Source organism: Streptomyces sp. WAC05374, from assembly GCF_004353505.1.
Taxonomy (GTDB): Bacteria; Actinomycetota; Actinomycetes; order Streptomycetales; family Streptomycetaceae; genus Streptomyces.
On sequence record NZ_SMNQ01000015.1, the window covers coordinates 77,280 to 93,611 of the forward strand.

Annotated in this window: 15 protein-coding genes and 2 pseudogenes; 11 read left to right on the top strand and 6 right to left on the bottom strand. The window is 72.4% G+C overall.

Annotated elements, in window-relative coordinates; genetic code table 11:
- The first annotated feature begins 90 nt into the window (after positions 1-90).
- Positions 91-1,629 (top strand): AMP-dependent synthetase/ligase, encoded by a 1,539-nt coding sequence (locus E2B92_RS24755; protein WP_133087693.1) that lies wholly within the window; start codon positions 91-93, stop codon positions 1,627-1,629.
- A gap of 123 nt (positions 1,630-1,752) precedes the next feature.
- Here the strand turns inward: E2B92_RS24755 and E2B92_RS24760 are convergent, their stop codons facing one another.
- On the bottom strand, positions 1,753-1,956 hold the full coding sequence (locus E2B92_RS24760) for a cold-shock protein (RefSeq protein ID WP_126885573.1): 204 nt from the start codon (positions 1,954-1,956) through the stop codon (positions 1,753-1,755).
- Positions 1,957-2,217: 261 nt separating this feature from the next.
- Here E2B92_RS24760 and E2B92_RS24765 point away from each other — a divergent pair, with 261 nt between their 5' ends.
- A complete protein-coding gene (locus tag E2B92_RS24765) occupies positions 2,218-3,099 on the top strand; it encodes a menaquinone biosynthetic enzyme MqnA/MqnD family protein (protein ID WP_126885574.1) in 882 nt (293 codons plus the stop codon).
- Here the strand turns inward: E2B92_RS24765 and E2B92_RS24770 are convergent.
- Positions 3,096-4,115 (bottom strand): alpha/beta hydrolase, encoded by a 1,020-nt coding sequence (locus tag E2B92_RS24770; protein WP_126885575.1) that lies wholly within the window; start codon positions 4,113-4,115, stop codon positions 3,096-3,098. The genes E2B92_RS24765 and E2B92_RS24770 overlap by 4 nt on opposite strands.
- Before the next feature lie 115 nt (positions 4,116-4,230).
- On the opposite strand from E2B92_RS24770, the pseudogene E2B92_RS24775 reads away from it, so the two are divergent.
- Positions 4,231-5,807, top strand: a pseudogene (locus E2B92_RS24775) (serine/threonine-protein kinase).
- A gap of 9 nt (positions 5,808-5,816) precedes the next feature.
- Here the strand turns inward: E2B92_RS24775 and E2B92_RS33515 are convergent.
- Positions 5,817-5,972: pseudogene (locus E2B92_RS33515) on the bottom strand (short-chain dehydrogenase); the annotation flags it as partial.
- Between the two features lie 115 nt (positions 5,973-6,087).
- Here E2B92_RS33515 and mqnC point away from each other — a divergent pair.
- Genes mqnC through E2B92_RS24795 form a run of 3 tightly spaced genes read left to right on the top strand, consistent with a single transcriptional unit; the run spans position 6,088 to position 8,621 of the window.
- Entirely contained in the window at positions 6,088-7,287 is a 1,200-nt protein-coding gene (mqnC, locus tag E2B92_RS24785; RefSeq protein ID WP_126885576.1) for a cyclic dehypoxanthinyl futalosine synthase, read from the top strand.
- 7 nt (positions 7,288-7,294) lie between these two features.
- Positions 7,295-7,894 (top strand): imidazolonepropionase-like domain-containing protein, encoded by a 600-nt coding sequence (locus E2B92_RS24790; RefSeq protein WP_126885577.1) that lies wholly within the window; start codon positions 7,295-7,297, stop codon positions 7,892-7,894.
- A gap of 31 nt (positions 7,895-7,925) precedes the next feature.
- Positions 7,926-8,621: a demethylmenaquinone methyltransferase gene (locus E2B92_RS24795; RefSeq protein ID WP_126885578.1), complete on the top strand. Its 696-nt coding sequence runs from the start codon at positions 7,926-7,928 to the stop codon at positions 8,619-8,621.
- Positions 8,622-8,653: 32 nt separating this feature from the next.
- Here E2B92_RS24795 and E2B92_RS24800 read toward each other — a convergent pair whose 3' ends face one another.
- Entirely contained in the window at positions 8,654-9,181 is a 528-nt protein-coding gene (locus tag E2B92_RS24800; RefSeq protein ID WP_126885579.1) for a GNAT family N-acetyltransferase, read from the bottom strand.
- A 98-nt stretch (positions 9,182-9,279) separates the two neighbouring features.
- On the opposite strand from E2B92_RS24800, the gene E2B92_RS24805 reads away from it, so the two are divergent.
- The gene (locus tag E2B92_RS24805) at positions 9,280-10,572 is read left to right on the top strand and encodes a geranylgeranyl reductase family protein (RefSeq protein ID WP_126885580.1); all 1,293 of its coding nucleotides are present in this window, start codon (positions 9,280-9,282) and stop codon (positions 10,570-10,572) included.
- Here the strand turns inward: E2B92_RS24805 and E2B92_RS24810 are convergent.
- Complete coding sequence (locus E2B92_RS24810) at positions 10,538-11,548, bottom strand: helix-turn-helix domain-containing protein (RefSeq protein ID WP_126885581.1); 1,011 nt, start codon at positions 11,546-11,548, stop codon at positions 10,538-10,540. The genes E2B92_RS24805 and E2B92_RS24810 overlap by 35 nt on opposite strands.
- Positions 11,549-11,643: 95 nt before the next feature.
- Between E2B92_RS24810 and E2B92_RS24815 the strand changes: the two genes are divergently transcribed.
- Both E2B92_RS24815 and E2B92_RS24820 read left to right on the top strand, forming a co-directional pair.
- A complete protein-coding gene (locus E2B92_RS24815; RefSeq protein WP_126885582.1) occupies positions 11,644-12,522 on the top strand; it encodes an NAD(P)-dependent oxidoreductase in 879 nt (292 codons plus the stop codon).
- Between the two features lie 23 nt (positions 12,523-12,545).
- Complete coding sequence (locus tag E2B92_RS24820; protein WP_126885583.1) at positions 12,546-13,826, top strand: benzoate/H(+) symporter BenE family transporter; 1,281 nt, start codon at positions 12,546-12,548, stop codon at positions 13,824-13,826.
- Here the strand turns inward: E2B92_RS24820 and E2B92_RS24825 are convergent.
- A complete protein-coding gene (locus E2B92_RS24825; RefSeq protein ID WP_126885584.1) occupies positions 13,790-14,632 on the bottom strand; it encodes a C40 family peptidase in 843 nt (280 codons plus the stop codon). The two genes, E2B92_RS24820 and E2B92_RS24825, sit on opposite strands and share 37 nt — an antisense overlap.
- Positions 14,633-15,324: 692 nt before the next feature.
- On the opposite strand from E2B92_RS24825, the gene E2B92_RS24830 reads away from it, so the two are divergent.
- Positions 15,325-15,684: an NADH-quinone oxidoreductase subunit A gene (locus E2B92_RS24830; RefSeq protein ID WP_126885585.1), complete on the top strand. Its 360-nt coding sequence runs from the start codon at positions 15,325-15,327 to the stop codon at positions 15,682-15,684.
- 17 nt (positions 15,685-15,701) lie between these two features.
- Positions 15,702-16,256: a NuoB/complex I 20 kDa subunit family protein gene (locus tag E2B92_RS24835; RefSeq protein ID WP_126885586.1), complete on the top strand. Its 555-nt coding sequence runs from the start codon at positions 15,702-15,704 to the stop codon at positions 16,254-16,256.
- The last annotated feature ends 76 nt before the right edge of the window (positions 16,257-16,332 follow it).

Genomic DNA, 16,332 nt, shown 5'->3' on the forward strand with positions numbered 1-16,332 from the left:
ACCGGACCGTACCGGGGTTGAGCGCCGGGGTCAGCGGCCCTGACGTTTCCCGTCATGCCCCCCGCCGCGGGCCCTTCCTACCGTCGGCTCATGACACGACGTCCACCGACGCTGGCGGTGTTCACCGAATGGGCGGCCGAGCGGCACGGGGGGCTCCCCGCGCTGCGCCACAAACGGGCCGACGGGACCTGGACCTCGGTCCCGTACGACGGGCTCCGAGCCACCGTGCGCGCCACCGGACAGGCGCTGATCGCCCTGGGCGTGGCGCCCGGTGACCGGGTGGCGATCCTGTCCGAGACGCGGGTGGAGTGGACGTACGCCCACTTCGCCGCGCTCGCGGCGGGCGCGGTCGTCGTGCCGGTGTACCCGACGGCCGGGCAGGAGGAGCTGGCGTGGGTGCTCGGCGACTCGGGGGCCTCCGTGGCGCTCGTCGAGGACGCGGCACAGGCGGCGCGGGTGGCGGCCGTGCGGGGGCGGCTGCCGGGGCTGCGCGAGGTGGCCGGGCTCACCGGCCTGCACGGCGGCGGGGCCCCCGACGCGCTGCTCGCCCGCGCGGCCGCCGTCCGCCCCGGCGACGGCGCGGCCATCGTGTACACCTCCGGCACCACCGGCCCGCCCAAGGGCGTCCGCCTCACCCACGGCAACCTCGGCGCCGTCCAGGACGCCACGCTGCCGTTCATCGAGGGCGGCCCCGGCGACCGCACGTACCTCTACCTGCCGCTCGCTCACCTGCTCGCCCAGTTGATCCAGTTCAGCACCCTGCTGTACGGCGGGGAGCTGTGCTACTTCGGCGGCCGTGTCGAGGACGTGGTCACCGAGCTGGCCGAGGCCCGGCCCACCCACCTGCCCTCGGTGCCGCGCCTCTTCGAGAAGGTGCACGGCATGGCACGGGCGTTCGGGGCGACGCCGGAGCAGGTGCGCGAGGCGCTCGGGGGCCGGCTGCGGTGGGCGCTGACCGGTGCGGCGCCCATCGCGCCCGAGACGCTGGACTTCCTCGCCGGGTGCGGCATCCAGGTCTACGAGGGGTACGGCATGACCGAGTCGGGCGGAGTGATCTCGCTCAACCGTCCCGGCGCCGTGCGCCACGGGACGGTCGGGCGGCCGGTGCCGGGGTGCGAGGTGCGGATCGCCGGTGACGGGGAGGTGCTGGCGCGGGGGCCGATGGTGGCGGCGGGGGAGGTCGCGGGCGACGGGTGGCTGCACACGGGGGACCTGGGGGCGCTGGACGGGGACGGGTTCCTGACGATCACGGGGCGCAAGAAGGACCTGATCATCACGTCGTCCGGCAAGAACCTGAGCCCGGCGGAGGTGGAGCTGCTCATCGAGCGGGCGCCGGTCGTCTCGCACGCCGTCATGGCCGGTGACCGCCGCCCGTACCCGGTCGCCCTGATCACCGTGGACGCCGACGCCGTGCGGGGCCTGGACGCCGCCGCCGTACGGAACCTGGTCCAGGAGGCGGTCGACGCGGCCAACGCCCAGGTGTCGCGACCGGCGCGGATTCGGGCGTTCACCGTCCTGGACGAGGACTTCAGCGTCGCCGCCGGGGTGCTCACCCCGACGCTGAAGGTGCGGCGGAAGGCGGTGCTGGAGCGGTACGCGGCGCACATCGACGCGCTGTACGACCGGTGAGGGGGGAGTGAGGGGAAAAGGCAGGAGCCCTTTCCGTGCGGCCGTGCGACCGGACGGAAAAGGCTCCTTGGGTACTGCTAAATCGGGTACTGAAAGTCGTGCGCGATCGCCGACCCGGGCACCTTAGGCCGGGGTGACGTTCTCCGCCTGCGGGCCCTTCGGGCCCTGCGTGACGTCGAAGTTCACGAGCTGGTTCTCCTCGAGGGAGCGGAAGCCAGTCGCGTTGATCGCGGAGTAGTGGACGAAGACATCCGGGCCGCCGCCGTCCTGGGCGATGAAGCCGAAGCCCTTTTCAGCGTTGAACCACTTGACGGTTCCGGTAGCCATAAGCCCTCCTATGGGCCAAAGGGTTGCCCTGCTCCAGAACCTGCCAAACAAGTCTGAAAACTACAAAAGCCCGCGGGTCACATGCTCCGCAGGCTCTGTACTGCAAGGGAAACCAAACTGCAACTTGCGGCGAGCCTAGCACGCGGTCTGTGTGCATGGGTAGAGGGAAAGATCACGTCACCCGGATGTTTGACGGAGTTCATCCGCGCTGACGGCCCACCCGGCCGGGCCGGGCGTACCGGACGGGTCTAGCCTCGCGTTGTGGACAATTCAACCGACGACCACCACCCGCTGCGGAGCCGGCCCCGCGTCGGACACATCCAGTTCCTGAACTGCCTGCCCCTGTACTGGGGCCTGGCCCGCACCGGAACCCTCCTCGATCTCGAGCTCACGAAGGACACCCCGGAGAAGCTCAGCGATCAGCTCGTCCGCGGCGACCTCGACATCGCGCCGATCACGCTCGTCGAGTTCCTGCGCGCCGCCGACCGGCTCGTCGCCTTCCCCGACCTGGCGGTCGGCTGCGACGGGCCCGTGATGTCCTGCGTGATCGTCTCCCAGCGGCCGCTGGAGGAGCTGGACGGGGCGCGCGTCGCGCTCGGCTCCACCTCGCGCACCTCCGTGCGCCTGGCGCAGCTCCTGCTCGCCGAGCGGTACGGGGTGGCCCCCGCCTACTACACCTGCCCGCCCGACCTCGGCGTGATGATGCAGGAGGCGGAGGCGGCGGTGCTGATCGGTGACGCCGCGCTGCGCGCCTCCCTGCACGACGCCCCGCGACTGGGGCTCCAGGTCCACGACCTGGGGCAGATGTGGAAGGAGTGGACGGGCCTGCCGTTCGTCTTCGCGGTGTGGGCGGTCCGCAAGGAGTACCTGGCGCGCGAGCCGCGCGTGGTGCGCCAGGTCCACGAGGCGTTCCTGGCCTCCCGTGACGTGTCGCTGGAGGAGGTCGCGAAGGTCGCCGAGCAGGCCGCGCGCTGGGAGGCGTTCGACGCGGTGGTCCTGGAGAAGTACTTCACGACGCTGGACTTCCGCTTCGCCGCCGAGCAGCTCGCCGGGGTGCGGGAATTCGCCCGCCGGACCGGTCCCACGACCGGCTTCCCGGCGGACGTGGAGGTCGAACTGCTGTCCGTGGACGCCCGGGCCTAGGAGCGGGGGACGGGGGCCTGCATGTGCTCACTGATCCACTGGATCGAGCCGTCCCCCATGCCCTTCACATAGGTCCTGGCGTTGTGCCCGCCGTCCTGGATCACCTGGAGGCGGGTCCTGACCGGTCCCTTGGTGTACGTGTCGACGAAGGACTTCACGTTGGCGAGGCCGGATTCCCGGCTGCCGACCTGGAACGCCAGATACACCCGGCGGTCCTCGGAGTCCGGCCCGGCGCCGAGCAGTCGTGCGAGCCGCTCGGGGTCGTTCTCCCGCCTTTCCTTCTCGTGCCCGGCCCACAGCGGCGAATCCGGAACGGTGTCCGGGCCGGAGGCGATGACGGCCTTGAACGCCTCCGGGTGCTTCAGCACGGACTTCAGGCCGACGAATCCGCCGGACGACGAGCCCATGAACGCCCAGCCGTCCCGCGAGGCGAACGTACGGAAATTCGCGCGGACGAAATCCGGAACGTCCTGTGTCATCCAGGTGCCCATTCTCGGCTGCCCCGGGATGTCGCTGCCGTCGTAGTAGTGCTCGCCGTCGGGATTGAGGACCGGCATCACCACGATGAAGGGCAGGCTCTTGCCCTCTTTCGACCACTCGCTGATGCTGCTCTGCAACTTGAGGTCGGTGCCCATCCAGTAATTCTTCGGATAACCGTTGCCGCCGGGCAGGGCGATCAGCACCGGGAAGCCGCTGCCGGCGTACGCGGGGTCGAAGTACTGCGGGGGCGCCCAGACCCAGACCTTGCCCGTGAACCCGGACTTGGCGCCGTGCAGGGTCGTCACGCCGATGCTGGTGCCGTCGGGCAGCGTGTTGGCGGTGGTGAACCGCGCCTTGGGGCCGGTCGGCAGCACGGTCTTCGGGACGGCCTTGCCCTTCGCGTCCGCCCGGGGCGCGGGCGCCGGCGCGCTCGGGCCGTCGAAGGAGACCGGAGCGCCCTCACCGGAGCAGCCGGTGAGCAGGGCGAGGCAGCCGAGGGCGACGACGGCCGCGAGCGCCTGGGCGGGACGGGACATGGAGCACTCCGGGTCGTTCGGGGCAGATACGGCCAGGTAGATGTCCGCGCGCGCCGACGGGTTCCGTACGGGCCCGTCTAACCTGCTGTACGCGACGACTACAGGGGGAAGGCGCATGCAGCCGCTGGAAGTTGGCGACCCGGCAGCCATCGGTCCCTACCGGCTGCTCGGCAGGCTCGGGGCGGGCGGCATGGGCCGGGTCTACCTCGCCCGCAGCGAGGGCGGGCGGACCGTGGCGGTGAAGGTCGTGCACCCGCACTTCGCGCTGGACGACGAGTTCCGGGCGCGGTTCCGGCGGGAGGTGGAGCTGGCGCGGCGGGTCGGCGGCCACTGGACCGCGCCGGTGCTCGACGCGGACCCTCGGGCGCCGGTCCCGTGGGTCGCCACCGGGTACGTCGCCGGACCCCCGCTGTCCCGGGCGGTCGCCGAGCACGGGCCGCTGCCGGAGCACGCCGTACGGGCGCTGGGCGCCGGGCTCGCCGAGGCCCTGGCGGAGGTCCACGCGCTCGGGCTGGTCCACCGGGACGTCAAGCCCTCGAACGTCCTGCTGGCGCTGGACGGGCCGTGCCTCATCGACTTCGGGATCGCCCGTGCCACGGACGGCACCGCCTCGCTGACGTCCACCGGCGTCTCGGTCGGCTCGCCCGGTTACATGGCGCCCGAGCAGATCCTCGGCAAGGGCGTGACCGGTGCCGCGGACGTCTTCTCGCTGGGCGCCGTCCTCGCGTACGCGGCGACCGGCGCGGCCCCCTTCCCGGGCGACTCGTCGGCCGCCCTGCTGTACAAGGTGGTCCACGAGGAGCCGGAACTGGGCGGTGCCCTCGCCGGGGAGCAGCGGGACCTGGTGGCCGCGTGCCTGGCCAAGGACCCGGCCGCCCGCCCCGCGCCCGGTGAGCTGGCCGCGCGGCTGGCCCCGGGCGGGGCGGCCGCCCTGGTGGCGGGCGGCTGGTTGCCGGCCCCGCTGGTGGAGCGCGTCAGCCGCGACGCGGTACGGCTGCTGCACCTGGAGCCGGCGGCGGGCCCGGCGGGTTCCGGACCGGTGCCGTTCAGCAGCCCGGCGGTGGGCGTCTTCGGCCCGCCGGTCGAGCCCGTACCGACCGTGGACGCGGTGCGCCCGGCGCGCACGCCCGTGTCGCTGTCGGTCAGCACCACCTCCGAACCGGCGGGGGGCCGCGGTCGTCGCCTGAGCTGCACGGTCGCCCTGGCCGTGGCCGGCGCCCTGGCGGCGGTTCCCTCCTCGGGCTGTTCGACCGGGGCGACGACCACCGGGACGCGGCCCGGCCCCCGGCGTCGGACGCCCCGGGCGCCGGCACCGCGCGGCCGTCGGTGCCCAAGGCGTTCCTCGGTACCTGGAAGGGGCCGACCCAGGAGGCGAACGGGCTGCCGCACGGTGAGCTGACCGCCGTCTTCAGCGCGGGTGCCACAAGTCAGGACGTGGTGCGGATGACCACGACCCTCACCGTTCTCGGGGCGAGCGTCGAATGCCACAGCATCGGCAGGCTGACCTCGGCCGAGCCGGGCCGGCTGCGCGTCACCGACCGCACCGACCCCGCGAAGCCCGGGTCCCCTGGCATGTGCACGGGCACCTCCGCCGCCCTGACGTTCACGCTCGAGCCGGACGGCACTCTGGCCTACCGGTCCGACGAGGCCGCGGCGGGCCGCCCGCACGGAACGCTGCGCAAGTCCGGCTGACCGGCCGGCGAAGGAGTACCGCACCCCGGTCAGCCGCTCCGACACCTCCCACAGCCGGCGCCCGGTGGCGGCGTCGGCCGCCGCGGTGGCGAGCGGGACGCGCGTGGGCCGGCCGCGCAGCTCGCCGGGGCCGCCCGGGCCGATGAACCCGCCGCCCTCCACGCCGTCCGCCCGGGGCCCGCACGGGGCGCGGAGGGTGCGCCGGAGGGCGGCTGACGTGCTGGCGTAGGCTGGTTCGGTCCGCGCAGAACCCCTGCAAACCGCCGAAAGGTGTCGCCCGGTGACCGAGAAGGCCGACCTTCAGTCCGTCCTCGACCGTGCCGCGGAGGGCGGGCGGATCACCCCCGAGGAGGCGCTCGACCTCTACCGGTCGGCCCCGCTGCACGCCCTCGGCGCGGCCGCGGACGCCGTGCGGCGGCGGCGCTACGCCGGTACGGAGCACATCGCGACGTACATCATCGAGCGCAACATCAACTACACCAACGTGTGCGTCACGGCCTGCAAGTTCTGCGCCTTCTACGCCCCGCCCAAGGACACCGCCAAGGGCTGGACCCGCGACCTCGACGACATCCTGCGGCGCTGCGCGGAGACCGTGGAACTCGGCGGCACGCAGATCATGTTCCAGGGCGGGCACCACCCCGACTACGGCGTCGAGTACTACGAGAAGCACTTCGCCGCCATCAAGCGGGAGTTCCCCCAGCTCGTCATCCACTCCCTCGGTGCCTCCGAGGTCGAGCACATGGCGCGCATCTCCGGTGTCTCCGTCGAGGAGGCCATCTCCCGCATCCACGCCGCCGGTCTCGACTCCTTCGCCGGTGCCGGCGCGGAGCTGCTGCCCGAGCGGCCCCGCAAGGCGATCGCGCCGCTCAAGGAGTCCGGCGAGCGGTGGCTGGAGATCATGGAGACCGCGCACCGGATGGGCGTCGAGTCGACGTCCACCATGCTCATGGGCACGGGCGAGACGAACGCCGAGCGGATCGAGCACATGCGCATGATCCGTGACGTCCAGGACCGCACCGGAGGCTTCCGCGCCTTCATCCCGTACACGTACCAGCCCGAGAACAACCACCTGAAGGGCCGCACGCAGGCGACCCTCTTCGAGTACCTGCGCATGATCGCCATCGCACGGCTCTTCTTCGACAACGTCGCCCACATCCAGGGCTCCTGGCTCACCACGGGCAAGGAGATCGGGCAGCTCACCCTCCACTACGGCGCGGACGACCTCGGGTCGATCATGCTGGAGGAGAACGTCGTCTCGTCGGCGGGCGCCAGGCACCGCTCCAACCTGCGCGAGATGATCGACATGATCCGCACCGCCGACCGCGTACCGGCGCAGCGCACGACGACGTACGAGCACATCGTCGTCCACGACGACCCGGCCAACGACCCGGTCGACGACCGCGTCGCCTCCCACATCTCCTCCACGGCGATCGCGGGCGGCACGGCGCACCCCGAGCTCAAGCTGCTCCCCGCCACCTGAGCCGGCCGTGCTGACCCTCCACGTCGCCGCGGCATCGCCCGGGAGCGCCGTCCTGGTCGACGGGGCGACCATCGCCGCCGTCGGCCCGTACGAGGAACTGGCCGCCGCCCGCCCGGAGGCCCGGGTGCGGCGCTGGCCCGGCATCCTCACCCCCGGGCTGCTCAACCCCTACGGGCCCGAACTGCTCGAGGGCGCCTACCACCCCGACCCGCGCGAGGCGGACGAACTCGGCACCGACCCGATCACCGGTGAGCGGGCCCGCGCCCTCTTCCGCGCCGACCCCGCCCGCCAGGGCGCCAGCGCCCGGCGCGGCGTGCAGCGGATGCTGGCGCACGGCACGGTCGCCGTCGCCGGTGAACTGCGCGGCCGGGCCGCCCTGGACGCGGTGCGCCGCGCCGGGCTGGCCGTGGGCCACCGCCCGCCCACCCTGCCCGGCCCCGCCTCGTTCTCGCCGCGCCCGCTGGTGCTGCTGCCGGGGCTGACCGCCGGCGCACCGGCCAGGTTCGCGGTGTTCGACGTGCCGGACCGTGCCGCCCTGGTCCGCCTCGGCGCCGGCACCTGCGTGGCCACCGTGCTGGGCGGGCGGCTGGTGCACCGGCGCGCGTAGCCGCTCCGGGGCCGCCTGCCACAATGGGCCCGTGACCCGAGCAACCCTGGACAAGCAGCCGCACGAAGTCGCCTCCATGTTCGACGACGTCGCCGCGAACTACGACCTCACCAATGACGTCCTCTCGCTCGGCCAGGACCGGCGGTGGCGCAAGGAGGTCGCCAAGGCGGTCGGCGCCCGCCCCGGGGAGAAGGTCCTCGACCTGGCGGCCGGCACGGGCACCTCGTCGCTGCCGTTCGCGCGGGCCGGGGCGTTCGTCGTGCCGTGCGACTTCTCGCTCGGCATGCTGCGCGAGGGCAAGAAGCGCCACCCGTGGCTGCCGCTGACGGCCGGCGACGCGACGAGGCTGCCGTTCCGCGACGGCGTGTTCGACGCGGTGACCATCTCCTTCGGGCTGCGCAACGTCCAGGACACGGACGCCGCGCTGCGCGAGCTGCACCGGGTGACCAAGCCCGGCGGGCGCGTGGTGATCTGCGAGTTCTCGCACCCGACGTGGGCGCCGTTCCGGACGGTGTACGAGGAGTACCTGATGCGCGCGCTGCCGCCGGTCGCCCGCGCCGTGTCGTCCAACCCCGACGCGTACGTCTACCTCGCCGAGTCCATCCAGAGCTGGCCCGACCAGCCCGCGCTGGCCGGGCTGCTCGGCAGGGCCGGCTGGTCGAAGGTGGCGTGGCGGAACCTGACCGGCGGGATCGTGGCCCTGCACCGGGGCACGAAGGCCCCCTAGGACAGCTCCAGGCACCGGGGCACGAAGGCCCCCTAGGACAGCTCCAGGCGGAAGCAGTACCCCTCCTGCCCCCGGCTGCCGGGGATGGCGTACGTCTCCGCCCGCGTCATCCCGAGCCGCCCCGCCACCGCGACCGACCGCGCGTTGCGGGTGTTCACCATGGCGACCACCCGCTCCACCCCCGCCGCCCGCAGCCGCTCCAGCGTGGTGCGGGCGGCGGCCGTCGCGTACCCCTTGCCCCACGCGGCCCGCGCCAGCCGCCAGCCGATCTCCACCTCGCCCACCGGCCCCCAGGCGTGCGGCCACGGCTGTGCGCCCGTGAAGCCGATGACCTCGCCGTCCTCGTCCAGCAGCGTCCACAGGCAGAAGCCCAGCTCGGCGTCGTGCCGGCGCTGGCGGGCGGTGAACTCGTGGTAGACGGACAGCTCCGCCGGACCGCCCTGGAAGAACTCCATCACCTCCGGGTCGTCGAAGACCCGGTGCCAGGCGTACGCGTCCTCGTCCGTCGGCACACGCAGGTGGACGACGGGCTGGACGGCGCCGGGAAGCAGCTCGGTCATCGGGGTGGCCCTTCGGGTCGGTGATCGGTACGTCCCCATAGACTGCACACGTCCTGTGCCGTCCGGTACGCAGTTTCGAGTATTCGGGAGACCCCGCCGTGACCGAGCAGCAGCCCCTCTCCGAACACACCGCGGATGTGATCGTCGTCGGGGCCGGTCCGGCCGGTTCGACGACCGCGTACTACCTCGCCAAGGCCGGTCTGGACGTCCTGCTCCTGGAGAAGACCGCGTTCCCGCGCGAGAAGGTCTGCGGCGACGGCCTCACTCCCCGCGCCACCAAGCAGCTCGTGGCGATGGGCATCGACATCTCCGAGGAGGCGGGCTGGCTGCGCAACAAGGGGCTGCGCATCATCGGCGGCGGCGTCCGCCTCCAGCTCGACTGGCCGGAGCTGGCCAGCTACCCGGACTACGGCCTGGTCCGCAAGCGCGACGACTTCGACGAGCAGCTCGCCCGCCAGGCCCAGAAGGCCGGTGCGCGGCTGTACGAGCGGTGCAACGTCGGCACCCCGATCGTGGACGACCGCACCGGCCGCATCACCGGCGTGCACGCCAAGCTCGGCGAGGACAAGACGCCGGTCACCTTCCACGCGCCGCTCGTGGTCGCCGCCGACGGCAACTCCACGCGGCTCTCCCTCGCCATGGGCCTGCACCGGCGCGAGGACCGGCCGATGGGCGTGGCCGTCCGCACGTACTTCACCTCCCCGCGCCACGACGACGACTACCTGGAGTCCTGGCTGGAGCTGTGGGACCGGCGCGGCCCCGGCGAGGACCGGCTGCTGCCCGGCTACGGCTGGATCTTCGGCATGGGCGACGGCACGTCCAATGTCGGGCTCGGCGTCCTCAACACCTCCGACTCCTTCAAGGACCTGGACTGGCGCGAGGTACTGAAGGCGTGGTGCGCCTCCATGCCGGAGGACTGGGGGTACGTCCCCGAGAACATGACCGGCCCGATCCGCGGCGCCGCCCTGCCCATGGCCTTCAACCGCCAGCCGCACTACACGCGCGGCCTGTTGCTCGTCGGCGACGCGGGCGGCCTGGTCAACCCGTTCAACGGCGAGGGCATCGCGTACGCCATGGAGTCGGGGCAGCTCGCCGCCGACGTCATCGTGCAGGCCCACGCCCGCGCGACCCCGGCGCAGCGGGAACTGGCCCTGCACAACTACCCGAAGATCCTCAAGGACACCTACGGCGGCTACTACACGCTGGGCCGCGCCTTCGTGAAGCTGATCGGCAACCCGAAGGTCATGAAGATCGCCACCCAGCGCGGCCTGACCCACCCGCTGCTGATGAGGTTCACGCTGAAGATGCTCGCCAACCTGACCGACCCGACGGGCGGCGACGCGATGGACCGCATCATCAACGGCCTGTCGAAGGTCGCCCCGAAGGCGTGACGGCCCGGAACGCCCTGCGGTAGTCGGTGGGGGAGACCCCGACCGTCCGCGTGAAGTGGCGGCGCAGGTTGGCCGCCGTGCCCAGGCCGCTGCCGGCGCCGATCCGCTCGACGGGCCAGTCGGTGGACTCCAGCAGCGTCTGGGCGCGGGCGATGCGCTGCTGGAGCAGCCACTGCAACGGCGTGGTGCCCGTGCTCTCGTGCAGCCGGCGGTGGAAGGTACGCGGGCTCATCCGGGCGCGGCGGGCCAGGTCCTCGACGGTCAGCGGCTCGGCGAGGTGCTCCGTGGCCCACTGGAGCACGGGCCCCAGGCCGTCGTCGTCGCCGGGCGGCAGCGGCGCCTCGATGAACTGGGCCTGTCCGCCGGCGCGGTGGGGCGGCACGACGAGGCGCCGGGCGACCTGGCCCGCGATCCGGGCGCCCAGGTCCCGGCGCACCAGGTGCAGGCACAGGTCGAGCGCGGCGGTGGCGCCCGCGCTGGTGAGGACCGTTCCCTCGTCCGTGTAGAGGACGGAGTCGTCGACGATCACGGCCGGGTGGCGGGCGGCCAGTTCGGCCGTGTGCTGCCAGTGCGCGGTGGCACGGCGGCCGTCCAGGAGCCCGGCGGCGGCGAGCGCGAAGGCGCCGGTGCACAGGGACACCATCCGCGCCCCGGAGGCGGCGGCCGCGCGCAGCGCCCCGACCAGCTCGGCCGGCACCTCCTCGCCCTCCTCCACGACCGCGTCGGGCACCGACGGCACGATCACGGTGCCGGCGCCCACCAGCGCGTCCAGGCCGTGCTCGGTGCGCAGCGAGAAGCCCGGGCCGGTCGCGGGGGTGCCGGTGCCGCACAGGCGCAGCTCGTACCAGGGGTCGGTGAGGTCGGGCTGCGGGATGCCGAACACCGTGCAGGCGATGGTGAGTTCGTACATCTCCCAGGGGGAGATGCCGTCGTTCTGGAGGACGGCGACGGCGACCGTTCCGGGGCCACGGCTCATGGACCCGACCCTACGACGGGCGGCGGCAGGAATTTTGCGGAGGTGGGCAGTCCTGCCACTGTCGGCGTCCGCGCCCCGCTGCGAGGCTGTCGATCATGAACAGTGAACACGGCAAAGCACATGTGACCGTCCTGGGGCTGGGCCGGATGGGCTCCGCGCTCGCCGCCGCCTTCCTCGCGGCCGGCCACCCCACCACCGTCTGGAACCGCACCCCCGGCAAGGCCGGTGCCCTGACCTCCGCCGGCGCGGTCCAGGCGGACACGGTCGCCGCGGCCGTCGCCGCGAGCGACCTCGTCGTGGTCTGCGTGCTGGACTACACCACCGTCCGCGACCTGCTCGACCCGGTCGGCGAGGCGCTCGCCGGCCGCACCCTGGTCAACCTGACGTCCGGATCGCCGGAGCAGGCCCGGGAGATGGCGGCCTGGGCCGCCGGACGCTCCGCCGGCTACCTGGACGGCGGGATCATGACCACGCCGGACGGCGTGGGCAGCCCGGCCAGCATGTTCCTCTACGCCGGGGCCCCGGAGGTGCTCGCCGCACACCGCGAGACGCTGGCCGTCCTGGGCGACCCGGTGGACCTCGGCCCGGACACCGGGCTCGCCTCGCTGTACGACGCGGGTCTGCTGGGGCTGATGTGGTCGGTGTTCGGCGGGTGGCTGCACGCCACGGCGCTGGTGGGCGCGGACGGGGTGGCCGCGCGCACCTTCACCCCCGTCGCCCTCCGCTGGCTGGGGACGGTGGGCGGTTTCGTGGAGCGGTACGCCGGTCAGATCGACGCGGGCCACTACCCGGGCGACGACGCCACCATCGACGTCCAACTGGCGGCGGTCGAGCACCTGCTGCACGCCGGCCGGGAGCGCGGGGTCGACGGGCGGCTGCCGGAACTGCACCGGGACCTGATGGCCAAGGCCGTCGCGGAGGGGAACGGCGGGGACAGCTACGCCCGCCTGGTGGACGCGTTCCGCACCCGCTGACCGGGGTACGGCACGATGACCGCATGACCAGTGGACCGCGTGGACGGATACGTGCCGGTGGGGCGGTGCCCCTGACGGCGGTCACCGCCGGGACGGTGGCCATGGTGGTCTCGTACGCCGGGCCGCTCGCCCTGGTCCTGGCGGCCGCGTCGGCGGCCGGGCTCACCGAGGCGCAGGCGTCGTCGTGGGTGTGGGCGGTGTCCATCGGCGCGGGCGTCACGTGTGTGGGCCTGAGCTGGTGGAGCCGCGCGCCGGTCATCACCGCGTTCTCCACGCCCGGCGCGGCGATCCTGGTCACCGCCCTGCCCCAGCACGGTTACGCCGAGGCCGTCGGCGCCTTCCTCGTGGCGGGCGTGGCCGCCACGGCGCTCACCGTCACGGGGGTGTTCGCGCGGGTGATGGCCCGCATCCCGGCGGGCGTGGTGGCGGCGATGCTCGCGGGGACGCTGTTCTCCTTCGGCACGGCCGTGTTCACCTCGGTGCGCGACGCCCCGCTCCTGGCCGGCGCGATGCTCGTGGCCTACCTGCTCGCCCGGCGCCTGGTGCCGACGTACGCGGTGGTGTGCGCGCTGGCGGCCGGGCTGGTGGTGGCGGGGGTGACGGGGGGCCTACGGGTGGATCTGCCCGGATTGGGTCTTGCCGTCCCTCATGTCACGGTGCCTCAGTTCTCGCTCGGGGCACTCGTGGGCATCGGCGTGCCGCTGCTGGTGGCGACGCTGGCGGGGCAGTACGCGCCGGGCATCGCGGTGCTGAACGCGGCCGGGTACCGGCCGGACAGCCGGGTGGTGTGCGGGACGACGGGCCTGGTGTCGGTGCTGCTGGCGCCGTTCGGGTCGCACGCGGTCAACCCGGCGGCCATCACGGCGGCGATCTGCACCGGGCCGGACGCGCACCGGGACCCGGCCAAGCGGTGGATCGCCGGGGTGACGTGCGGCGTCGGGTACCTGGTGGTCGGCTGCTTCGGTTCCACGCTGGTCGCCCTGTTCACCGGGCTGCCGAAGGCGCTGGTCGCCACGCTCGCGGGGGTGGCACTGCTCGGCTCGATCGCGGGCAGCCTGGCGCGCACGGTCGCCGACGAACGGGACCGGGAGGCGTCCGTCATCACGTTCCTGGCCACCGCGTCGGGCGTGACGGTCGCCGGGATCGGCTCACCGTTCTGGGGTCTGCTCGCGGGTGTCGCCGCGCACCTGCTGCTGGGCACGGCGAAGGGCCGTCGCTCCCTCCCCGAGCGGGGGAGCGACGGCCCTGCGAGCCGGGTGCCTACGCCTCAGAGGATGCGGACGGCGCCGGACGGCGGGTCGTAGTCGAGCGAGCGCTCGACGACACCGGTGCCGGGGTTCTGCGCGCCGACGAACATGCCGCCGCCCACGTAGATCGCCACGTGGTACGAGTTGCTGCGGCTGCCCCAGTACAGGATGTCGCCCGGCTGGAGGTTGTCCAGCGAGACGGACGTGCCACGGCTCGACTGGTCGCCGGAGACGCGCGGGAGCTCGATGCCGGCCTGGCGGTACGCGGCCTGCACGAGGCCGGAGCAGTCCCACGAGTTGGGGCCGGTGCTGCCCATGACGTAGGCGTCGCCGACCTGGGCGCGGGCGAAGGCCACGATCGCCGCGGCGGAGCCGGTCGCCTGGCCGGAGTCGTAGGAGGAGCCGCCGTCGTCCTCGGAGCCGGTGGACGCGGACAGCGTGGTGCGCTCGGAGGAGCGGGAGGCGCGCTCGGCGGCCTCGGCCTCGGCCTTGGCCTTCGCCTCGGCCTTGCGCTGGGCCTCCTCGGCCTCCGCCTTGCGCTCGGCCTCGGCCTTGGCCTTCTTGGCCTCCTTGGCGGCCTTGGCGGCGGCGGCGTCTTCCTGGGCCTGGAGCTCCTGGTCGAGCGCGATCTGCTGGGTCGCCTCGGCGGAGGCGGCGACGGCGCTCGAGAGGTCCGCGGAAAGGTCCCCGTTGAGGGTGGGCATCTCGATGGTCTCGGTCACCGGCTCGGCGTTCGCCGGCCCGGCAGCACCGGCCACCGCGATGGTGCTGAGGACGCCACCGGCAACTCCGGCTCGCAGCGCGAGCTTGGAAGCGCTGCGGCGGGGCTTCCGGTGGCTGGGTATGTGAGCGGTGTGGGACATGAGTACAACCGCTATCAGGGCTTCACGGTTCCCTTCAAGAAACGTGGGTTGCGCCACAGTTGCGCGCGGATTGGTTGAATCCGCTTCCCTCTGGCCCTTATTGACGCCGTAACGGACAATGCGGACTCTCGTGATCACGGCCGTGATCATGGGTTTTCCGCGAAACGTCCGAATTGCCGCGCGCTTACCACTCCTTCACGCCGGTGGCCAAGCCCGCTTTTCGGCGGCCCTCTAGGGAGTGACGCAGGTCACGTTCGAGTCACGGTCCCGGATGCCCGGAAGATCGTGAAAGCGCGCACGTGTCCACTTCGGTACGCGCGGGCCCCTCGCGGGAGTGAGGTGAGGCCCTTTATCACCCGTGCGAGTCCAGAGCGAATTTGCTTGTAGTGGCCATCCCTTGATAGGGGGCGCCCCCTCCGACCTGCCCCGAACCCCTGAAATGTCACGTGTTGTGAACGTCTGGACACACCCGGTATGAAGATCGCCCTCTCGGTGAATTCATGATCCTTCGACGGGTGGTGGAGATCACAAAGACGTTGTCGTACCCCGTGTCGCAGATCACAGATCGACGGGCATAGGATGCGAAGCAGTCGGGCTTGTGAACTGCCTCACATGTGCACGATCTTCGCGAGGCGGCGAGACGGTGCCCGGTGCGGTCCATCGGTCAAGGACGACTGGAAGGAGCGAGGAGCGTGAATGCCTACACGCCCATCCTCGTGCTCGGCGCCCTCGGGGCAGGGTTTGCGATCTTCTCCGTGGTCATGGCCACGCTTATCGGCCCAAAGAGGTACAACCGGGCGAAGCTTGAGGCCTACGAGTGCGGCATCGAGCCGACGCCCACTCCGGCCGGAGGGGGCCGCTTCCCCATCAAGTACTACCTGACGGCGATGCTCTTCATCGTCTTCGACATCGAGATCGTCTTCCTCTACCCCTGGGCCGTCAGCTTCGACGCCCTGGGGCTTTTCGGGCTCGTGGAGATGCTGCTCTTCGTGCTCACCGTCTTCGTCGCCTACGCGTACGTATGGCGGCGCGGCGGCCTGGAATGGGACTGAGGGGCTGAGGGGCACCAATGGGACTCGAAGAGAAGCTGCCGAGCGGTTTTCTGCTGACGACCGTCGAACAGGCCGCGGGCTGGGTGCGCAAGGCGTCCGTCTTCCCCGCGACCTTCGGCCTCGCCTGCTGCGCCATCGAGATGATGACGACCGGCGCCGGGCGGTACGACCTGGCGCGCTTCGGCATGGAGGTCTTCCGCGGCTCGCCGCGCCAGGCCGACCTGATGATCGTGGCGGGCCGGGTGAGCCAGAAGATGGCGCCCGTCCTGCGCCAGGTCTACGACCAGATGCCGAACCCCAAGTGGGTCATTTCCATGGGGGTTTGTGCCTCATCGGGCGGCATGTTCAACAATTATGCGATTGTCCAGGGTGTCGACCACATCGTCCCCGTCGACATCTATTTGCCGGGCTGCCCGCCGCGTCCGGAGATGCTGATGGACGCCATCCTCAAGCTCCACCAGAAGATCCAGAGCTCCAAGCTCGGCGTCAACGCCCGGGAAGCGGCCCGCGAGGCGGAGGAAGCGGCGCTCAAGGCGCTGCCCACGATCGAGATGAAGGGGCTGCTGAGGTGAGCGACGCACGCGCGGCCGCCGGGCCGCGGACGACGACGAAGGGCGAGCCTCCGCGCCGCGCGGGCGGAGAAGCGAA